The sequence below is a fragment of the Rhizobacter sp. genome (assembly GCA_019635355.1).
Classification (GTDB): Bacteria; Pseudomonadota; Gammaproteobacteria; order Burkholderiales; family Burkholderiaceae_C; genus Rhizobacter.
On the sequence record JAHBZQ010000001.1, the window covers coordinates 2,196,733 to 2,212,684 of the forward strand.

Here is a 15,952-nt window from a genome sequence, read left to right on the forward strand (position 1 = left end):
AATGCCAGTCTACAGCATGACCGGGTATGCAAGCGCCACCGCCGGGGCGCAATCTGCGACAGAAACCACAGGGAGCGCAGAGGCTTCCGGCGCCCGATCCGGCGCTGCTGGAACGGCCAGCGTGACAGTCGAACTGCGCTCCGTCAACGGCCGATTCCTCGACCTGGGTTTTCGCTTGCCCGACGAGTTCCGTTCGCTGGAACCCGCCCTGCGAGACCTCATCGGCGGTGCGTTCCGCCGCGGCAAGATCGAGCTGCGCCTGAACACCACGACCAGCGCCGACACCTCCTGGCCCACGCCCCAACCCGAGCAGCTGAACCGGCTCTCGCGGCTCGAAAGCACCATCCAGGGCTGGCTGCCCAAGGCACAAAGCCTGTCGGTGCACGAGGTCATGCAGTGGTGCAAGGGCGGAACTGCCACCGAGCGGCTCGACGAGGTGGCGCTCGACGCTGCCCGCCGCTGCATCGCCGGCCTGCGCGAAGCCCGCCAGCGCGAGGGCGACAAGCTCGTGGCCGTGCTGATGGAGCGGGTGCGGGGCCTGCGTGAACTCGCCGCCCGCGCCGAGCCCCTGGTGCCGGCCGTCGTGCAGCGCCAGCAGCAGCGCTTCATCGAACGCTGGCAAGAGGCGCTGGCCGCCACCGGCGGCGCGCAGGGCGTGTCGCAGGAGGCGCTGCAGGAGCGTGCGCTGAACGAAGCCGCCACCTATGCGATCCGCATCGACGTGGCCGAAGAGCTGGCCCGCCTGCGTGCCCACCTCGACGAGATCGCCCGCTTGCTCAAGGCGGGCGGCGAGGTCGGCAAACGGCTCGACTTCCTGATACAGGAGTTGCTCCGTGAAGCGAACACGCTCGGCTCCAAGGCCTCGTCGCTGGAACTCACCAACATCTCGGTCGAGATGAAGGTGCTGATCGAACAGCTCCGCGAGCAGGTGCAGAACATCGAGTGACCCCACGCGGCAGCGGCCGTTTGGCACAGGGCATCTCCTACACTGCCCGCCGATGTCGCCGATGCTGCTCCTGCTGTTGCCGTTCGTCGGGTGCGTGGTCGCAGCCCTCCTGCCGACCAACGCCCGCAACCTCGAATCGTCTTGGGCGGCGCTCGTGGCGCTGGCCGTCGCGGTGCCCCTGGCGCTGCTGTACCCGCAGGTCGCCGCGGGTGGCGTGGTGGTCGAGCGGCTGCCGTGGCTCACGAGCCTGGGGCTCGACCTCATCGTGCGCATCGACGGCTTCGCATGGATGTTCGGCATGCTGGTCAGCGGCATGGGCCTCCTGGTCATCGTGTATGCCCGCTACTACCTCTCGCCGGAAGACCCGGCTGCGCGCTTCTACTCGCTGCTGCTCGGCTTCATGGGCGCGATGCTCGGGGTGGTGCTCTCGGGCAACCTGGTGCAGCTGGTCGTCTTCTGGGAGCTGACGAGCGTCTTCTCCTTCCTCTTGATCGGCTACTGGACGCACCGCAAGGACGCCCGCCGCGGCGCGCGCATGGCCTTCACCGTCACCGCCACCGGGGGCCTGGCGCTGCTGGCCGGCGTGCTGCTGCTCGGCCACATCGCCGGCAGCCTGGAGCTCGAGACCGTGCTGGCCTCGGGCGAGCGCATCCGCACCCATGCGCTGTACCCGCTGGCGCTCGGCCTGGTGCTGCTGGGCGCGCTGACGAAGAGCGCGCAGTTCCCCTTCCACTTCTGGTTGCCACACGCGATGGCGGCCCCCACCCCGGTCTCGGCCTACCTGCACTCGGCCACGATGGTGAAGGCGGGCGTCTTCCTGCTGGCGCGGCTGTGGCCGGTGCTGGCGGGCACCGAGGCATGGTTCTGGATCGTCGGCGGCGCAGGCCTCGCCACGCTGCTGCTGGGCGCGTATGCGGCGATGTTCCAGAACGACCTCAAGGGCCTGCTCGCCTACTCGACGATCAGCCACCTCGGGCTCATCACGCTGCTGCTGGGCTTGAACAGCCCGCTTGCGGCGGTGGCGGCGGTCTTCCATATGATGAACCACGCCACCTTCAAGGCCTCGCTCTTCATGTCGGTGGGCATCATCGACCACGAGACGGGCACGCGCGACATGCGCCGGCTCGATGGCCTCTACCGCGCGATGCCCATCACCGGCACGCTGGCCATCGTGGCCTGCGCGGCGATGGCTGGCGTGCCGCTGCTCAACGGCTTCCTGTCAAAGGAGATGTTCTTCGCCGAGACGGTGTTCGTGAGCGCAAGCCCAGCGGTCGAATACGGCCTGCCCGCGTTGGCCACGCTGGCCGGCGTGTTCGCGGTGGTCTATTCGCTGCGTTTCGGGCACGACGTCTTCTTCGGTGCGCCACCCGATTGCCCCCGCCAGCCCCATGAGCCGGTGCACTGGATGCGCGTGCCGGTGGAGCTGCTGGTGCTCGCCTGCGTGGTGGTGGGCACACTGCCGGCGTGGTCGGTCGGGCCGCTCCTGGCCACCGCGGCGCAGCCGGTGGTGGGCGGCGTGCTGCCGGAGTACAGCCTCGCGATCTGGCATGGCTTCAACACGCCACTCGTGATGAGCCTGGTGGCGCTGGTGGCCGGCACAGCGATCTACCTGCGCTTCGCCGATCGCTTCAAACAGCGCCGCACACGCAGCGCACCGCTGCTGCAAGGGCTGGACGGCAAGCGCCTCTTCGAAGCAGCACTGGCTGGCACCACACGCGGGTCGTCGCATCTGCTGCGCTGGCTGAGCACGCGTCGCCTGCAGCCGCAGCTCTTCGTCATGCTGCTGATCGCCGGGCTGGCCGGCCTGGGCTCGGCGCTGATCGTGCCGCTGGAGTGGGGCGACCGGGCACGCGTGCCGGCCACGCCCGAGTTCGTGCTGATGTGGCTGATCGCCGGCGCGTGTGCCGTGGGGGCGGCCTACCAGGCCAAGTTCCACCGGCTCGCGGCGCTCACGATGCTTGGCGTCGTGGGCCTCGCGGTGTGCATCACCTTTGCCTGGTTCTCGGCGCCCGATCTCGCACTCACGCAGCTGGCGGTGGAGGTGGTGACGCTGGTGCTCTTCCTGCTCGGCCTGCGCTGGATGCCCAAGCGCGTGGCGCAGGACGACCCGCGCATCGCCATGCGCGCCTGGTGGCGCCGCCGCCGCGACATCGTGCTGGCGGTGCTGATCGGCGTCGGCCTGGCCACACTCTCTTATGCGCTGCTCACGCGCACCGCGCCGCTGTCGATCGCGCCCTACTTCCTCGAGCACGCGCTGCCGGGCGGGGGCGGCACCAACGTCGTCAACGTGATGCTGGTGGACTTCCGCGCCTTCGACACGCTGGGCGAGATCACCGTGCTGGGCATCGTGGGCATCACGGTGTACGCGCTCTTGCGGCGTTTCCGCCCGCCGCAGGAAACCATCGACCAGCCGCTGCAGCAGCGGGTGCGCGGCATGGGCCGCGACCTCACCGACCGCGCCGAAGACACCGACCGCCTGCAGGAATACCTGGAGGTGCCGGCGGTGCTCGTGCGCCTGCTGCTGCCGGTGGCGGGGCTCTTCGCCTTCCATCTCTTCATGCGCGGCCACAACGAGCCGGGCGGCGGCTTCGTCGCCGGGCTGGTGGTGGCCATCGCCTTCATCGCGCAGTACATGGTGGGCGGCACGCGCTGGGTGGAGGCACGCATGCGGCTCCTGCCCCCGCGCTGGATCGCCTTCGGGCTGCTGCTGGCGCTCGGCACCGGCCTGGGCTCGCTCGCGCTCGGCCACCCGTTCCTCACGACACACACGATGCATGTGCACTGGCCGCTCGTCGGCGAGGTGCACCTGCCCACGGCGGCGCTCTTCGACCTGGGCGTGTTCTCGGTGGTGGTGGGCGCCACGCTGCTGCTGCTCACCGCCATCGCCCACCAGTCGCTGCGCGCGAGCCGCCAGCAGGCCGCAGCGGCCGACGACGAGCACGAGAAGGAGAAGCCCTGAATGGAAGCCGTGGTCTCGATCGCGATCGGCGTGCTGGCGGGGGCGGGGGTGTGGCTGGTGCTGCGGCCGCGGACCTTCCAGGTGCTGATCGGCCTCTCGCTGCTGTCGTATGCGATCAACCTCTTCATCTTCAGCGTGGGCAGCCTCGCCATCGGTCGCGAGCCCATCGTGAAGGCCGGTCTGCCCGCCGACCTGGTGCATTACAGCGACCCGGTGCCGCAATCGCTGGTGCTCACCGCCATCGTCATCGGCTTTGCGACGACGGCGCTCTTTCTCGTGGTGCTGCTCGCCCTGCGCGGCCTCACGGGCGGTGACCATGTGGACGGGCAGGAGGAACGGCCGTGATCGACGTGGCGTACTCGGCCCACCACTTGGTGGTGCTGCCGGTGCTGCTGCCGCTGGCCACCGCGGCGCTGATGCTGATGCTTGGCGAAGGCCGGCGCGGGCTCAAGAGCGTGATCAACCTCGCCTCCACCGCCGCCGGCTTGGTGGTGGCCGTGCTCCTGTTGCTGCGTGCCGCCGAGCAGGCGCCCTCGGCCTTCGGCATCTACCTGCCGGGCAACTGGCCGGTGCCCTTCGGCATCGTGCTCGTGGCCGACCGGCTGTCGGCGCTGATGGCGGTGCTCACCGGCGCCATCGGGCTGGCGACCCTGCTGTATGCGCTGGCACGGTGGCAGCATGCCGGCGTCTATTTCCATGTGCTGTTCCAGCTGCAGCTGATGGGGCTGTATGGCGCCTTTCTCACCGCCGACCTTTTCAACCTCTTCGTCTTCTTCGAGGTGCTGCTGGCGGCGAGCTACGGGCTGCTGCTGCACGGCGGTGGCCTGGCGCGGGTGCGCGCCGGCCTGCACTACATCGCCGTCAACCTCGCGGCCTCGCTGCTATTTCTCATCGGCGTGGCGGTGCTCTACGGCGTGACCGGCACGCTCAACATGGCCGACATCGCGCACAAGCTGCCGCTCGTGCCCGAGAGCGACCGCGGCCTGCTGCACGCCGGCGCGGCCATCCTCGCCATCGCCTTTCTCGCCAAGGCGGCGCTGTGGCCGCTCAACGCCTGGCTGCCGCCCGCCTATGCCGCCGCCAGCGCGCCGGTGGCCGCGCTCTTCGCCATCCTCACCAAGGTGGGCGTCTACGCGGTGCTGCGCCTGTGGACGCTCTGCTTCCCGGCCAATGCCGGCGCCTCGGCCTCGTTCGGCGGCGAGGTGTTGGTGTGGGGCGGGCTCGCCACGCTCGCCTTCGGCGCGATCGGCATGCTGGCCTCGCAGCAGCTGGCGCGGCTGGCGGGCTTCAGCGTGATCGCCTCGTCGGGCACGCTGATCGCCGCCGTCGGGTTCGACGACCCGGCGCTGAGCGGCGGGGCGCTCTTCTACCTGGCCAGCTCCACGCTCGCCGGCTGTGCGCTCTTCCTGCTGGTGGAGCTGCTGGAGCGCAGCCGCCAGGTCGAGGTCGGCCCCGAAGAGGTGGATGCCGGCGGCGACGCCCTGCCCGCCTTCATCGACGCCGAGCCGCCGCAAGGCATCAACCTCGACGACGACGAACGGGCGCTGACCGGCCGCGCCATCCCCGCCGCGCTGGCGTTCCTCGGGGTGACCTTCACGGTGTGCGCGATGGTGGTCGCGGGCTTGCCGCCCTTGTCGGGTTTCGTCGCCAAGCTCGCCATGCTGAGCGCGCTGCTGGAGTTGCGCAACCCACCGGCCTGGGCTCTCTTTGCCTTGCTCATCGTCTCGGGCCTGCTCGCCGCCACCGCGCTCATGCGCATCGGCATGCGCCACTTCTGGGCTGGTGTGGAGCGCCCGTCGCTGCGCCTGCGGGTGGCCGAGACGCTGCCCATCGCCGGGCTGCTGGTCGCCGCCGTGGTGATGGTGGCCCAGGGTGAGCGCATGCTGGTCTACACCCGCGCCACCGCGGAAGCGCTGCATGCCCCCGAGCTGTACATCAAGGCGGTGATGGATGCCCGGCCCTTGGTGCGTGCCCCGGAGGGCGGCGGATGAAGCGCCTGCTGCCCTCGCCCTGGTTGTCGCTCGGCCTCTTCGGCGGCTGGCTGCTGCTCGCGCGCAGCACCAGCATCGGCCAAGTGCTGCTGGGCCTGCTGGCGGCGGTGCTGCTGCCCCTGCTCATGGCGCCGCTGCGCCCGGCACCCGGCCCGCTGCGCCACTGGGGCCGGCTCGCGACACTGGTGCTGCGCGTGGGCCGCGACGTGGTGCGCTCCGCGATCGACGTGGCGGCGGGCGTGTTCCGCGCCGGCCGCCGGCCGCCCCGCAGCGGCTTCGTCGTGGTGCCGCTCGACCTGCACGACCTGCATGGGCTCGCCGCCCTCGCGATGATCACCGCCGTCGTCCCCGGCACCGTGTGGTGCGAGCTGGCGCCCGACCGCAGCGCCCTGCTGCTGCACGTCTTCGACCTGGACGACGAAGCCCGCTTCATCGCCCACTTCAAGGCCGACTACGAACAACCGCTGAAGGACATCTTCGGATGAGCACGCTGCTCTCGCTGGCCGTGACGGCCACGCTGCTGATGTACGTGGCCGCCATGGGCATCGGCCTGGTGCGCCTGCTGCGCGGCCCGAGCGCGCAAGACCGCGTGCTGGCCCTCGACTTCATGTACGTGGTGGGCATGTTGCTGATGCTGGTGCTGGCCATCCGCTACGACAGCGAGATGTATTTCGAGGGTGCGCTGCTGATGGTGCTGTTCGGTTTCGTCGGGTCGGTGGCGCTGGCCAAGTTCCTGCTGCGCGGCGAGGTGATCGAATGACCGTCTCCGAAGCCATCGTCGCGCTGCTGCTGCTCGCCAGCGGGGTGATCGTGCTGCTGGCCGCGCTGGGGCTCGCGCGGCTGCCCGACTTCTTCGCGCGCATGCACGCCCCGGCACTGGCCTCCACGCTGGCGGCCTGGGTCGTGAGCCTGGCGTCGATCGTGCACTTCAGCACACGCGCCGGCTCGCTGTCGCTGCATGTGTGGCTCATCATCATCGTGCTGTCGATCACCGCACCGGTGACGACCATGGTGCTGGCACGTGCGGCCCTGTTCCGCCGCCGCCAGGCGGGCGACGCCCTGCCGCCGCCCCTTGGCGAGGAGGCCTGACACCCCTCACCCGGACCACCCACTTCGCAGGCAAAATTCCGGGATGGACTATCCCGGCAATCTCTTCGTGGTGGCGGCGCCGAGCGGTGCCGGCAAGTCGAGCCTGGTCAAGGCGCTGCTGGAACTCGATTCGCACCTCGTGGTGTCGATCTCGCACACCACCCGCAAACCCCGAGGCCAGGAGCAGGACGGCCGCGAATACCACTTCATCAGCGAGCCGACGTTCCGCGAGAAAGTCGCACACGGCGACTTCTTCGAATGGGCCGAGGTGCACGGCAACCTGTATGGCACCTCCAAGGCCGCCGTCGAAGCCCAGATCGGCAGCGGCCAGGACGTGGTGCTCGAGATCGACTGGCAAGGCGCCCTGCAGATCAAGAAGCTCTTTCCCAACGCGATCCTGATCTTCATCCTGCCCCCGAGCTGGGACGAGCTGGCCCAGCGCCTGACCCGCCGCGGCGAAGACGCCGCCGACGTGATCGAGGAACGATTGCGCAACGCGCGCATCGAGGTGGCCCAGGCCCGGCATTTCGACTTCGTTATAATCAACGCTCTTTTTGAGACGGCGCTTTTCGACCTGAAAGCCATCGTCCACTCGCAGCGCCTCAAATACGCTGCCCTGCGTCGAAGCAAACCGTCTGTCTTCGCCGCCCTGAACCTCGATTGACCCCGCTAGACCCACGGAGTACCGCATGGCCCGCATCACCGTCGAAGACTGCCTGACCAAGATCCCCAACCGCTTCCAGCTGGTGCTCGCCGCGACCTACCGCGCCCGCATGCTGAGCCAGGGCCATGCCCCCAAGATCGAGACGAAGAACAAGCCGGGCGTGACCGCCCTGCGCGAAATCGCCGCCGGCGAAGTGGGCGTCGAGATGCTGCGCAAGGTGCCGGTCTGAGTCAGATTCGGCAGCTTTGAAGACAACGGCCCTTCGGGGCCGTTTCCATTTGTGGCGCCCGGGGCGACGCCCGGCAATCCGCGATAAATTCGGGGCATGGCCAGCCCCATCACCTGGATCCGCGACGCCGCCACCGGCGTGGGCCGGCGTGCGCGAGAAGCGCCCCCGCCCACGGTGAGCGATGCGGCAGCGGCCTCCTTCGCCACGCTGGTCAAGAAGCTCGACTACCTCGACGCCGCCGACATCAAGCGCGTGCGCGAGGCCTACCGTTTCGCCGACGAGGCCCACCTGGGCCAGTTCCGCGCGAGCGGCGAGCCCTACATCACCCACCCCATCGCCGTGGCCGGCCTGTGCGCCGACTGGAAGCTCGATGCGCAAGCCATCATGGCCGCGCTCATGCACGACGCGATGGAAGACTGCGGTGTCACCAAGGTCGAGCTGATCGAACGCTTCGGTGGCGCCACTGCCGACCTGGTCGACGGGCTCACGAAGCTGGACAAGATCCAGTTCTCGACCAAGGAAGAGTCGCAAGCCGAGTCGTTCCGCAAGATGCTGCTGGCGATGGCGCGCGACGTGCGCGTGATCCTCATCAAGCTTGCCGACCGGCTGCACAACATGCGCACGATGGAGGCGATGGCCGCCGCCAAGCGTGTGCGCATCGCGCGCGAAACGCTCGACATCTTCGCCCCCATCGCCCACCGCCTCGGCCTGAACCAGACCTACCGCGAGCTGCAGGAGCTGTCATTCCAGTACTTGCGCCCCTGGCGCCACGCGGCGCTGTCGAAGGCCATCAACCGCGCCCGCGGCTACCGGCGCGACATCGTCGAGCGCATCCAGAAGGAAGTGGAAAAGGCCTTTGCCGACGCCAAGCAGAAGGTGCAGGTGTACGGCCGCGAGAAAACGCTCTTTTCCATCTACGCCAAGATGCGCGAGAAGCACCTGACCTTTGCGCAGGTGAACGACATCTTCGGTTTCCGCATCGTCGTCAGCACCCTGCCCGAGTGTTACCTCGCGCTCGGCGTGCTGCACCAGCTCTACAAGCCACTGCCGGGCCGCTTCAAGGACTACATCGCCATCCCCAAGGCCAATGGCTACCAGTCGCTGCACACCACGCTGGTGAGCCCGCTGGGCACGGCGGTGGAGTTCCAGATCCGCACCGAGCCCATGCACGCCGTGGCCGAGAAGGGCATCGCCGCGCACTGGATGTACAAGATCGGCGGCTCCGCCCAGCCGCAGGACGCGCAGCGCCTGGGTGCGCTGTGGCTGCAGTCGCTGGTCGACATCCAGGACGAGACACGCGACGCGAGCGAGTTCCTCGAGCACGTGAAGATCGACCTCTTCCCAGATGCGGTCTATGTGTTCACGCCCAAGTCGAAGATCATGGCGCTGCCGCGGGGCGCGACGCCGGTCGACTTCGCCTACGCCATCCACTCCGACGTGGGCGACCATTGCGTGGCCGCCAAGGTCAACGGCGACCCGGTGGCCTTGCGCACCGAGCTGCGCAGCGGCGACGTGGTCGAGATCGTCACCGCGCCCGGCGCCCGCCCCAACCCGGGCTGGCTCAACTTCGTGCGCACCGGCCGTGCGCGCTCGAAGATCCGGCACTACCTGAAGAACATGGAGCAGGAGGAGTCGCAGCAGCTCGGCGAGAAGCTGCTCGCGCAAGCCCTGCGCGCCGAGGGCATGACGCTGCCCGACACCGACCCCAATGACGCCGCCGCCGCTGCGTTGTGGCAGGCCCTCACCCGCTGGAGCGGCAACCGCAACCGCGCCGACCTGCTCACCGACATCGGCCTCGGCCGCAAGATCGCGATCATCGTGGCCAAGCGCCTGTCGCAGCTGATGCTGGAGCGTGGCGCCAAGCCCGATGCGCTCACGCTGACGATGGGCCGCTACGCCGCACAAGACGACCTCACGCCGAGCCAGGGCCTGGTGGTGATCGACGGCTCCGAGGGTGCCTCGGTGCAGATGGCCACCTGCTGCCGCCCGATCCCGGGTGACGACATCGTCGGCTACCTCGGCCGCGGCGAAGGGCTGCTCGTGCACACCGCCGAATGCAGCGTCGGCAAGCGCCTCTTCGAGCGCGACAGCGAACGCTGGATCACCGTCGACTGGGCCGAAGAGCCGGTGCGCTCGTTCGAGACCAGCATCACCATCCTGCTGAAGAACGGCAAGGGCGTGCTGGCCCAGGTGGCGCAGGCCGTGAGCTCGGTCGAGGCCGACATCTCCCACATCGACATGGACGACGAGGCCGCCGCCGAGACCACCGAGCTGCGCCTGCTGATCAGCGTGCGCGACCGCCAGCACCTGGCCGACGTGATGCGCACGCTGCGCCGCGCGCCAGCGGTGCTGAAGGTGCTGCGGCTGAAGCCCTGAGTCAGGCCTTGGGCCCGGGCTTCGGGTACACGACCTCCACCACTTCCAGCTTTTCCAGCCCGCCCGGCGTGACGAGCGACACCTCGTCGCCCACCCGTGCCTTCAGTAGCGCGCGCGCGATCGGCGAGATCCAGCTCACCTCACCCTTCAGGTTGTCGGTCTCATCGATGCCCTTGATGGTGATGGTGCGCTCGTCGCCGTCTGCGTTGGCGTAGGTCACCGTCGCGCCGAAGAAGATCTGATCGTTGCCAAAGTGGGCCGACGGGTCGGCCACCTCGGCGATGTCGAGCCGCTTGGTGAGGAAACGGATGCGGCGGTCGATTTCGCGCAGCCGCTTCTTGCCGTAGAGGTAGTCGCCGTTTTCCGAGCGGTCGCCGTTCTTCGCAGCCCAGGACACCACCTCGACCACCTTCGGCCGCTCCACGTCCAGCAGCGTCATCAGCTCTTCGCGCAGCCGCTGGTAGCCCTCGGGCGTGAGGTAGTTCTTGGTGCCGGCCGGCAGTGGCGGCAAGCCGGGGCTGTCGTCATCGTCGTCGTCGCCTTCCGGCTCCTTGGTGAAAGCCTTGTTCATGCGCTCATTGTCTGGGATTCACCGATTCGACCGTGACAAGGGTCGCCGCGGGGCGTGGCTTGACCTGGATCAAGCTCTGCCTCACGAGCGCTCCCTACGATAGATGCATCTCTAATGCATCTTCTTGATGCACTTCCCAGGCCGCATGAAACTCACCAGCTTTACCGACTACAGCCTGCGCGTGCTGATCTACCTCGCGGCGCAGCCCGGCCGACGCGCCACCGTGACCGAGATTGCCAACTGCTTCGAGATCTCGGAGAACCACCTGACGAAGGTCGTGCACTTTCTCGGCAAGCAGGGTTGGCTCAACACCGTGCGCGGCAAGGGCGGCGGCTTCACCCTCGCGCAGGCGCCGGACCAGATCGTCGTGGGCGAGGTGGTGCGTCGCACGGAAGGCATCGACACCCCCGCAGAGTGTTTCGGCCCCAGCGAACACCGCTGCCGCATCGAGCACCTGTGCCAGCTGCGCGGCGTGCTGCAGCAAGCGGTCGACGCGTTCTATCAAGTTCTCGACGGCTGCACGCTCGCCGACATTGCCCGCAACAGCAACGCGCTGTCGCGGGTGCTGTTTCTGCAGGTGGCATCGTGAGGGCCGCCCTGCTGCAGCTTGACGAGCCTCCGCGCCCGGGACCTGCGCCACGCGGTTTCGCCCTGTGGGCCTTGGGCTTTCGGCCGTTCTATCTGCTCGCCAGCAGCTTCGCGGCGCTGTCGATCCTGTTGTGGTCGTTGCAGTTCACCGGCTGGTTGCCGCAGCCCTATCTCAGCGGGCCGCTGTGGCATGCGCATGAGATGGTGTTCGGCTTCACGCTGGCCGTGGTCGTCGGCTTCCTGTTCACCGCCGGGCGCAATTGGTCGGGCCGGCCTACCCCCACGGGCCGCACCTTGATGGCGCTGGCCGCGCTGTGGCTGGCCGGTCGCGTGCTGGTGCTCACGCCGTGGGGCTTGGCTTCGGCCGTCGTCAATGCGGCGTTTCCGCTGGCGGCGGCAGCGGGGCTGGCGGTCCCGTTCTGGCGTTCGCGCAACCAGCGCAACTACTTCTTCGTCGGGCTGCTCGCGCTGATGGGCTTGGCCAACCTCAGCTTGCACCTGTCGCAACTCGGCGCACTCGACCTGCCGGGGTGGCTCGGGGTGCAACTCGCGCTCGATGTGGTGCTCTTCATCATGGCGGTGATGGGCGGGCGGGTCATCCCGATGTTCACCAACAACGGCGTGCCCAACGCCAATGCGAAGCGGCACCCTTGGGTCGAGAAGCTGGCGCTCGGCAGCGTGCTGGTGCTGCTCGTCGCCGACCTGCTGCCCTTGTCGGCGGCCGCAATGGCGTCGATCGCGGCGCTGGCCGCGCTGGCCCACGGCACACGCCTCGTGTTGTGGCAGCCGTGGGCCACCCTGCGCAAGCCGCTGGTGTGGGTGCTGCACCTTGGCTACGCGTGGATCGTGCTGCACCTCGCCCTGCGGGCCATCGCCGCGCTGGGCTGGGTGCCCACGTCCACCTCCACCCACGCACTCACGGTGGGTGCGATCGGCAGCCTGGTGATGGGCATGATGACGCGCACCGCACGCGGCCACACGGCGCGGCCGCTGAAGGCGGATGGGGCTGACACCATTGCCTACGCGCTCGTGGCCTGCGCAGCGCTTGTCCGCGTGTTCCTGCCCCTGGCCTGGCCGGCATGGGCGCTGCCCGCCATCCTGCTGTCGGCGGTCTTCTGGTCGGCAGGTTTCGGTCTCTACGCCGTGCGCTACTGGCCGGTGCTGAGCCGCCCGAGGCTCGATGGGCAACCCGGCTGACCTCGTGGACTACGCGACCGTCAAGCTGATCCACCAGAGCGCGGTGGCGCTCTCGATCGCCGGCTTCGTGCTGCGCGCCTTGGCATCTCTGATGGGGGCGCGGTGGGTCACCGGCCGCACGGCGAAGACACTGCCGCACGTCATCGACACCGTGCTGCTCGCAAGCGCCGTGACCTTGGCGGTGTGGCTTCACCTCAACCCGCTCACGACACCCTGGCTGGCGGCCAAGATCGTGGCGCTGATGGTCTACATCGGCCTCGGCATGGTGGCGTTGAAGCCGTCGCGGCCCGCGCCACAGCGGTGCCTGGCAATGCTGGCTGCGTTTGCGACGCTCGCTTACATCGTCTCGGTGGCGATCACCAAGAACACGCTGCCCTTCGTCACGAACTGAGCGCGCTCAGTCTCCCTTGCGGGTGAGCCGGAAAACGGCGACCACGACACCGGCATATATCGGCAGCAGCAGGTAGAAGAGCCGATTCGGCACGAACACGAATTCACCCGAGCTGCGCGTGTCCAGCAACACGTCCATCCCGACGAGGAAGAAGAGCCACGGCAATGCGACGGCGATGAAGCGGATGAGGGAGTGCATGGCGCAGCGCTGGTCGGGTGGATCGCAGTGTGCGATGTTCGCAGAGACTTGGCCGGCCGTGAACCACGGAAACCGGTGTCTCCGCAGCGACGTGGCGGCGGCGGCGCAGAAAGACAAACGCCCTAGAGGCGCTAACCTCTAAGGCGTTGGTCTAGAACGATTGTTCTGGCGCGGCTGGCAGGATTCGAACCCACGACCCCTTGGTTCGTAGTTTTGGCGTCGCGCTTAAGTTATTGATTTGATTTAGAACTCGGCCGTCCATTCCCAATATCTTGCGCCGGTTTGCACTGTCTTTGGCAGTTCAGTCCCCCCAAAAGCGCCCCAGCGCGGCCGGCCTCAGCCGGCTAAACGGCTCACACTCAAGCATTGGGCTCGGAGGCGTCATTCAAGCCCAGCAACGGCGACATCTCGACTTTCCGAAACCTCTCGCTGAGCCATCTCTCAAGAGCCCTCACCTTGGCTTGCACCTTGGCTTTGTCGCCACGGCCTGACACCTGGACGTCCATCCAATGATGCGAGGTAAGTCCTCCGTACTCCAAGCCGGAACCAAAAACGAGATCAGCCCAGTCGTTCAGATGAGCGACAGCCGAGTGCCCCTCTTTAGAAAAGGCCTTGATCGAACACCACCAAAGCCCGAACTCTCTTGTCTGCGGCTTCCTTCGACTTCCACGGTTCAAGCACACATGTCTTTTGCGGCAGCTTTTTTGAAACTTCATCAATCACTCCATTGGGTTATGCAGCGCATGCGCTGCTCAAGGCACCTGCTCAACAGGCACACAAACTCAATGGAGCGTTTAGATCAGGTGAATGCGGATCTAGCTTGAGCGGTCGTGATTGGAAGTTTTCTCCACTATGCCTGCTCGACGCAGGATGTCGGAAGTCACCAGCCTCGCTGCCTCGCGCATCGCAAGCCGCCACTCACACGCGCTTAGCCAAGCTTTCGAAGTCGTTGCCTTCGCGAGCGCCAGCGCGTCATCGTTTCCACTGCAGATGGCCCAAAGCTGTGCGCGCTTGAGCTGCCCCACTGGCCACATGAATCGCACAAACACGCCAGCCACAACCAGCAGAAGCAAAAGCGCTAGCACGAGCAAACTAGGTTGACTGCTCATGCGAAGGCTTGAACTGCCGGGGGGAAGTGCTGATCAAGTGTCGCCAGTGCGCGCCTAAGAAGCTCCGCTTCTGCTGCGCCCTTCGTCAGTCCTTCGGTTCTCATCAGCTCTTCTACCGATTCGGCCAGCATTGCTGCAACTGTTTTGGTCGATCGATAGGCGATCCAACCGGTAGGGATGTGGGTGCCGGCAGTCTGCGGATTGACCCTTTTAAATTCGATTGCGCTCACGGGAACCGCCCTTCAACACTCGAACGATGCCGGAGATGGTGCTTGATTAAAGGTCTCGACGCAAATCGTGGTCTTCAAGCGAGCGATCCTGAAACAAGCACGACGCAATTCAGTTCGAGCTGACTTGCCCACCGCGGCGTGCGTTCGTCGCGAGCGACGCCCACCGCCGTGGACAAGTCGCATCACACATTGCCTTTCGCCTTGGTGGGCATCAAAAGCTTGTAGGTGGGCACACCCAGGGCACGCGCGATGCGCTCAATGTTGTCAAGCGAGATATTCCTGACCAGGCGCTCCGTGTGAGCGATGAATGTCCGATGAAGGCCGGTTTCCAGCGCCAAGTCCTCCTGCGACCACCCCCGCGCGCGGCGCAAACGAATTATGTTGGCTGCAAGCAACTCCCGCGCAGAGAGCGCAGAGAGCGCAGGCTGATTCGGAGTGCGGCCGCCAGACATTGGACCGAAGTCTCAGAAAAAGCCGCTTTTGCGTCAGCCGCGTTTAAGTCACATAATCAAGTTCTGCCCAAATTTGTTGCAATCACATGAGCAAGTTTCTGTCTCTCCTTCTCTTTCCCTTTGCCTGGATAGAAGAGCGGATGGTTCGCGCGGTGACGCTGGAAGTGCTGAGGACGCCGCATCATCCGAACTCAACGCAACGCTCCTACCGCTCAACAAAGTCGAGCAGCGCCATGGACGACGACGGACCGTGGGCATGGAGCTGTCGCGGGACCCGTGCGCAACACAGCGCACCGTGGGCACCCTTCACTGAGAGCTACTACTGGAGCCCCGCAACAAACGTGGACGGCTCACCCATGATGGGATCGCTGGACATCAACGGCAATCCGTGGGGGGTCACTGATTCAAGCCTGCATTCGCACAGCCCCACGAGCAGCATGTTCGATTGATCTGGCAGTCAAGGCTGAGCCGCAAGAGCAACACCCCAGCGACAGTTTCCGGCGGTTGCTTAGGAACGATCGACCGATAGGAGCTGGTCGGTCGAGTCGAGGGCTTCAATCGCGGCGGCGGAACGCGAGCCAGCCCGCCACCCCGGTGAACACAGCCACCAGAAGCACGACCAGCACGAAGCCGGCCTTGTGTTCCGCGAACGGAATGCCGCCGACGTTCATGCCGAAGAAGCCGGTGGTGATGTTGATCGGCAGCGCCAGCACGGTGACCATCGTCAAGGTGAAGAGGCTCCGGTTGGTCTGCTCGCTCACCTGCGCGGCGATCTCCTCCTGCAAGAGCTTGATTCGCTCCTGGAGTGCCGAGAGGTCGCGGATCACGAGCGAGAACTCCTCGGTGGCTTGGCGCAGCTCATCGAGGTCGTGCGATGCCACCCACGGTGGCGGCTGCGCGAGCGAGCAGCGGTGCCGAAGTCGACTGGGAGCACCCAGTCCAACGTTGACCTTTAGATGGTG

The 15,952-nt window shown here is 67.0% G+C and carries 20 protein-coding genes; 14 read left to right on the forward strand and 6 right to left on the reverse strand.

The genetic code is table 11. From position 1 onward, the window contains the following. Nucleotide 1 precedes the first annotated feature (1 nt). The 10 genes from KF892_09800 (at nucleotide 2) to KF892_09845 (ending at nucleotide 10,254) form a co-directional block, all read left to right on the forward strand. Nucleotides 2–946: a YicC family protein gene (locus KF892_09800; protein ID MBX3625293.1), complete on the forward strand. Its 945-nt coding sequence runs from the start codon at nucleotides 2–4 to the stop codon at nucleotides 944–946. 52 nt (nucleotides 947–998) lie between these two features. After that, entirely contained in the window at nucleotides 999–3,905 is a 2,907-nt protein-coding gene (locus KF892_09805) for a monovalent cation/H+ antiporter subunit A (GenBank protein MBX3625294.1), read from the forward strand. Then, nucleotides 3,906–4,250 carry a Na+/H+ antiporter subunit C gene (locus KF892_09810; protein ID MBX3625295.1) on the forward strand — a complete coding sequence of 115 codons (345 nt, stop codon included), beginning with the start codon at nucleotides 3,906–3,908 and terminating at the stop codon, nucleotides 4,248–4,250. Next, nucleotides 4,247–5,896, forward strand: coding sequence for a monovalent cation/H+ antiporter subunit D (locus KF892_09815; GenBank protein MBX3625296.1), 1,650 nt, complete (start codon nucleotides 4,247–4,249; stop codon nucleotides 5,894–5,896). Before KF892_09810 ends, KF892_09815 begins: the two co-directional genes overlap by 4 nt. Then, nucleotides 5,893–6,381 carry a Na+/H+ antiporter subunit E gene (locus KF892_09820; protein MBX3625297.1) on the forward strand — a complete coding sequence of 163 codons (489 nt, stop codon included), beginning with the start codon at nucleotides 5,893–5,895 and terminating at the stop codon, nucleotides 6,379–6,381. Before KF892_09815 ends, KF892_09820 begins: the two co-directional genes overlap by 4 nt. Next, complete coding sequence (locus tag KF892_09825; protein ID MBX3625298.1) at nucleotides 6,378–6,656, forward strand: K+/H+ antiporter subunit F; 279 nt, start codon at nucleotides 6,378–6,380, stop codon at nucleotides 6,654–6,656. Before KF892_09820 ends, KF892_09825 begins: the two co-directional genes overlap by 4 nt. Then, a complete protein-coding gene (gene mnhG, locus KF892_09830; GenBank protein MBX3625299.1) occupies nucleotides 6,653–6,985 on the forward strand; it encodes a monovalent cation/H(+) antiporter subunit G in 333 nt (110 codons plus the stop codon). Before KF892_09825 ends, mnhG begins: the two co-directional genes overlap by 4 nt. Before the next feature lie 43 nt (nucleotides 6,986–7,028). Beyond that, nucleotides 7,029–7,649 (forward strand): guanylate kinase, encoded by a 621-nt coding sequence (gene gmk / locus KF892_09835; GenBank protein ID MBX3625300.1) that lies wholly within the window; start codon nucleotides 7,029–7,031, stop codon nucleotides 7,647–7,649. A 25-nt stretch (nucleotides 7,650–7,674) separates the two neighbouring features. Beyond that, on the forward strand, nucleotides 7,675–7,878 hold the full coding sequence (gene rpoZ / locus KF892_09840; protein MBX3625301.1) for a DNA-directed RNA polymerase subunit omega: 204 nt from the start codon (nucleotides 7,675–7,677) through the stop codon (nucleotides 7,876–7,878). 96 nt (nucleotides 7,879–7,974) lie between these two features. Next, nucleotides 7,975–10,254: a bifunctional (p)ppGpp synthetase/guanosine-3',5'-bis(diphosphate) 3'-pyrophosphohydrolase gene (locus tag KF892_09845; GenBank protein ID MBX3625302.1), complete on the forward strand. Its 2,280-nt coding sequence runs from the start codon at nucleotides 7,975–7,977 to the stop codon at nucleotides 10,252–10,254. 1 nt (nucleotide 10,255) lies between these two features. Here the strand turns inward: KF892_09845 and greB are convergent, their stop codons facing one another. After that, nucleotides 10,256–10,825 (reverse strand): transcription elongation factor GreB, encoded by a 570-nt coding sequence (gene greB, locus KF892_09850; protein MBX3625303.1) that lies wholly within the window; start codon nucleotides 10,823–10,825, stop codon nucleotides 10,256–10,258. Between the two features lie 145 nt (nucleotides 10,826–10,970). Between greB and KF892_09855 the strand changes: the two genes are divergently transcribed. Genes KF892_09855 through KF892_09865 form a run of 3 tightly spaced genes read left to right on the forward strand, consistent with a single transcriptional unit; the run spans nucleotide 10,971 to nucleotide 13,001 of the window. Continuing rightward, the gene (locus tag KF892_09855; protein MBX3625304.1) at nucleotides 10,971–11,414 is read left to right on the forward strand and encodes an Rrf2 family transcriptional regulator; all 444 of its coding nucleotides are present in this window, start codon (nucleotides 10,971–10,973) and stop codon (nucleotides 11,412–11,414) included. Further along, nucleotides 11,411–12,610, forward strand: a complete 1,200-nt coding sequence (locus KF892_09860; GenBank protein ID MBX3625305.1) for an NnrS family protein — start codon at nucleotides 11,411–11,413, stop codon at nucleotides 12,608–12,610. Before KF892_09855 ends, KF892_09860 begins: the two co-directional genes overlap by 4 nt. Further along, nucleotides 12,594–13,001 (forward strand): SirB2 family protein, encoded by a 408-nt coding sequence (locus KF892_09865; GenBank protein MBX3625306.1) that lies wholly within the window; start codon nucleotides 12,594–12,596, stop codon nucleotides 12,999–13,001. Before KF892_09860 ends, KF892_09865 begins: the two co-directional genes overlap by 17 nt. Nucleotides 13,002–13,007: 6 nt before the next feature. Here the strand turns inward: KF892_09865 and KF892_09870 are convergent, their stop codons facing one another. From KF892_09870 to KF892_09885, 4 genes are all read right to left on the reverse strand, one after another. Beyond that, the gene (locus KF892_09870; protein ID MBX3625307.1) at nucleotides 13,008–13,199 is read right to left on the reverse strand and encodes a hypothetical protein; all 192 of its coding nucleotides are present in this window, start codon (nucleotides 13,197–13,199) and stop codon (nucleotides 13,008–13,010) included. 359 nt (nucleotides 13,200–13,558) lie between these two features. Continuing rightward, nucleotides 13,559–13,915, reverse strand: coding sequence for a hypothetical protein (locus tag KF892_09875; GenBank protein MBX3625308.1), 357 nt, complete (start codon nucleotides 13,913–13,915; stop codon nucleotides 13,559–13,561). A gap of 389 nt (nucleotides 13,916–14,304) precedes the next feature. Then, nucleotides 14,305–14,538: a hypothetical protein gene (locus KF892_09880; protein MBX3625309.1), complete on the reverse strand. Its 234-nt coding sequence runs from the start codon at nucleotides 14,536–14,538 to the stop codon at nucleotides 14,305–14,307. Between the two features lie 182 nt (nucleotides 14,539–14,720). Then, nucleotides 14,721–14,990 (reverse strand): helix-turn-helix transcriptional regulator, encoded by a 270-nt coding sequence (locus KF892_09885; protein MBX3625310.1) that lies wholly within the window; start codon nucleotides 14,988–14,990, stop codon nucleotides 14,721–14,723. Between the two features lie 86 nt (nucleotides 14,991–15,076). On the opposite strand from KF892_09885, the gene KF892_09890 reads away from it, so the two are divergent. Then, the gene (locus tag KF892_09890) at nucleotides 15,077–15,439 is read left to right on the forward strand and encodes a hypothetical protein (GenBank protein ID MBX3625311.1); all 363 of its coding nucleotides are present in this window, start codon (nucleotides 15,077–15,079) and stop codon (nucleotides 15,437–15,439) included. A gap of 105 nt (nucleotides 15,440–15,544) precedes the next feature. Here KF892_09890 and KF892_09895 read toward each other — a convergent pair whose 3' ends face one another. Further along, nucleotides 15,545–15,928: a hypothetical protein gene (locus KF892_09895; protein MBX3625312.1), complete on the reverse strand. Its 384-nt coding sequence runs from the start codon at nucleotides 15,926–15,928 to the stop codon at nucleotides 15,545–15,547. Nucleotides 15,929–15,952: the final 24 nt, after the last annotated feature.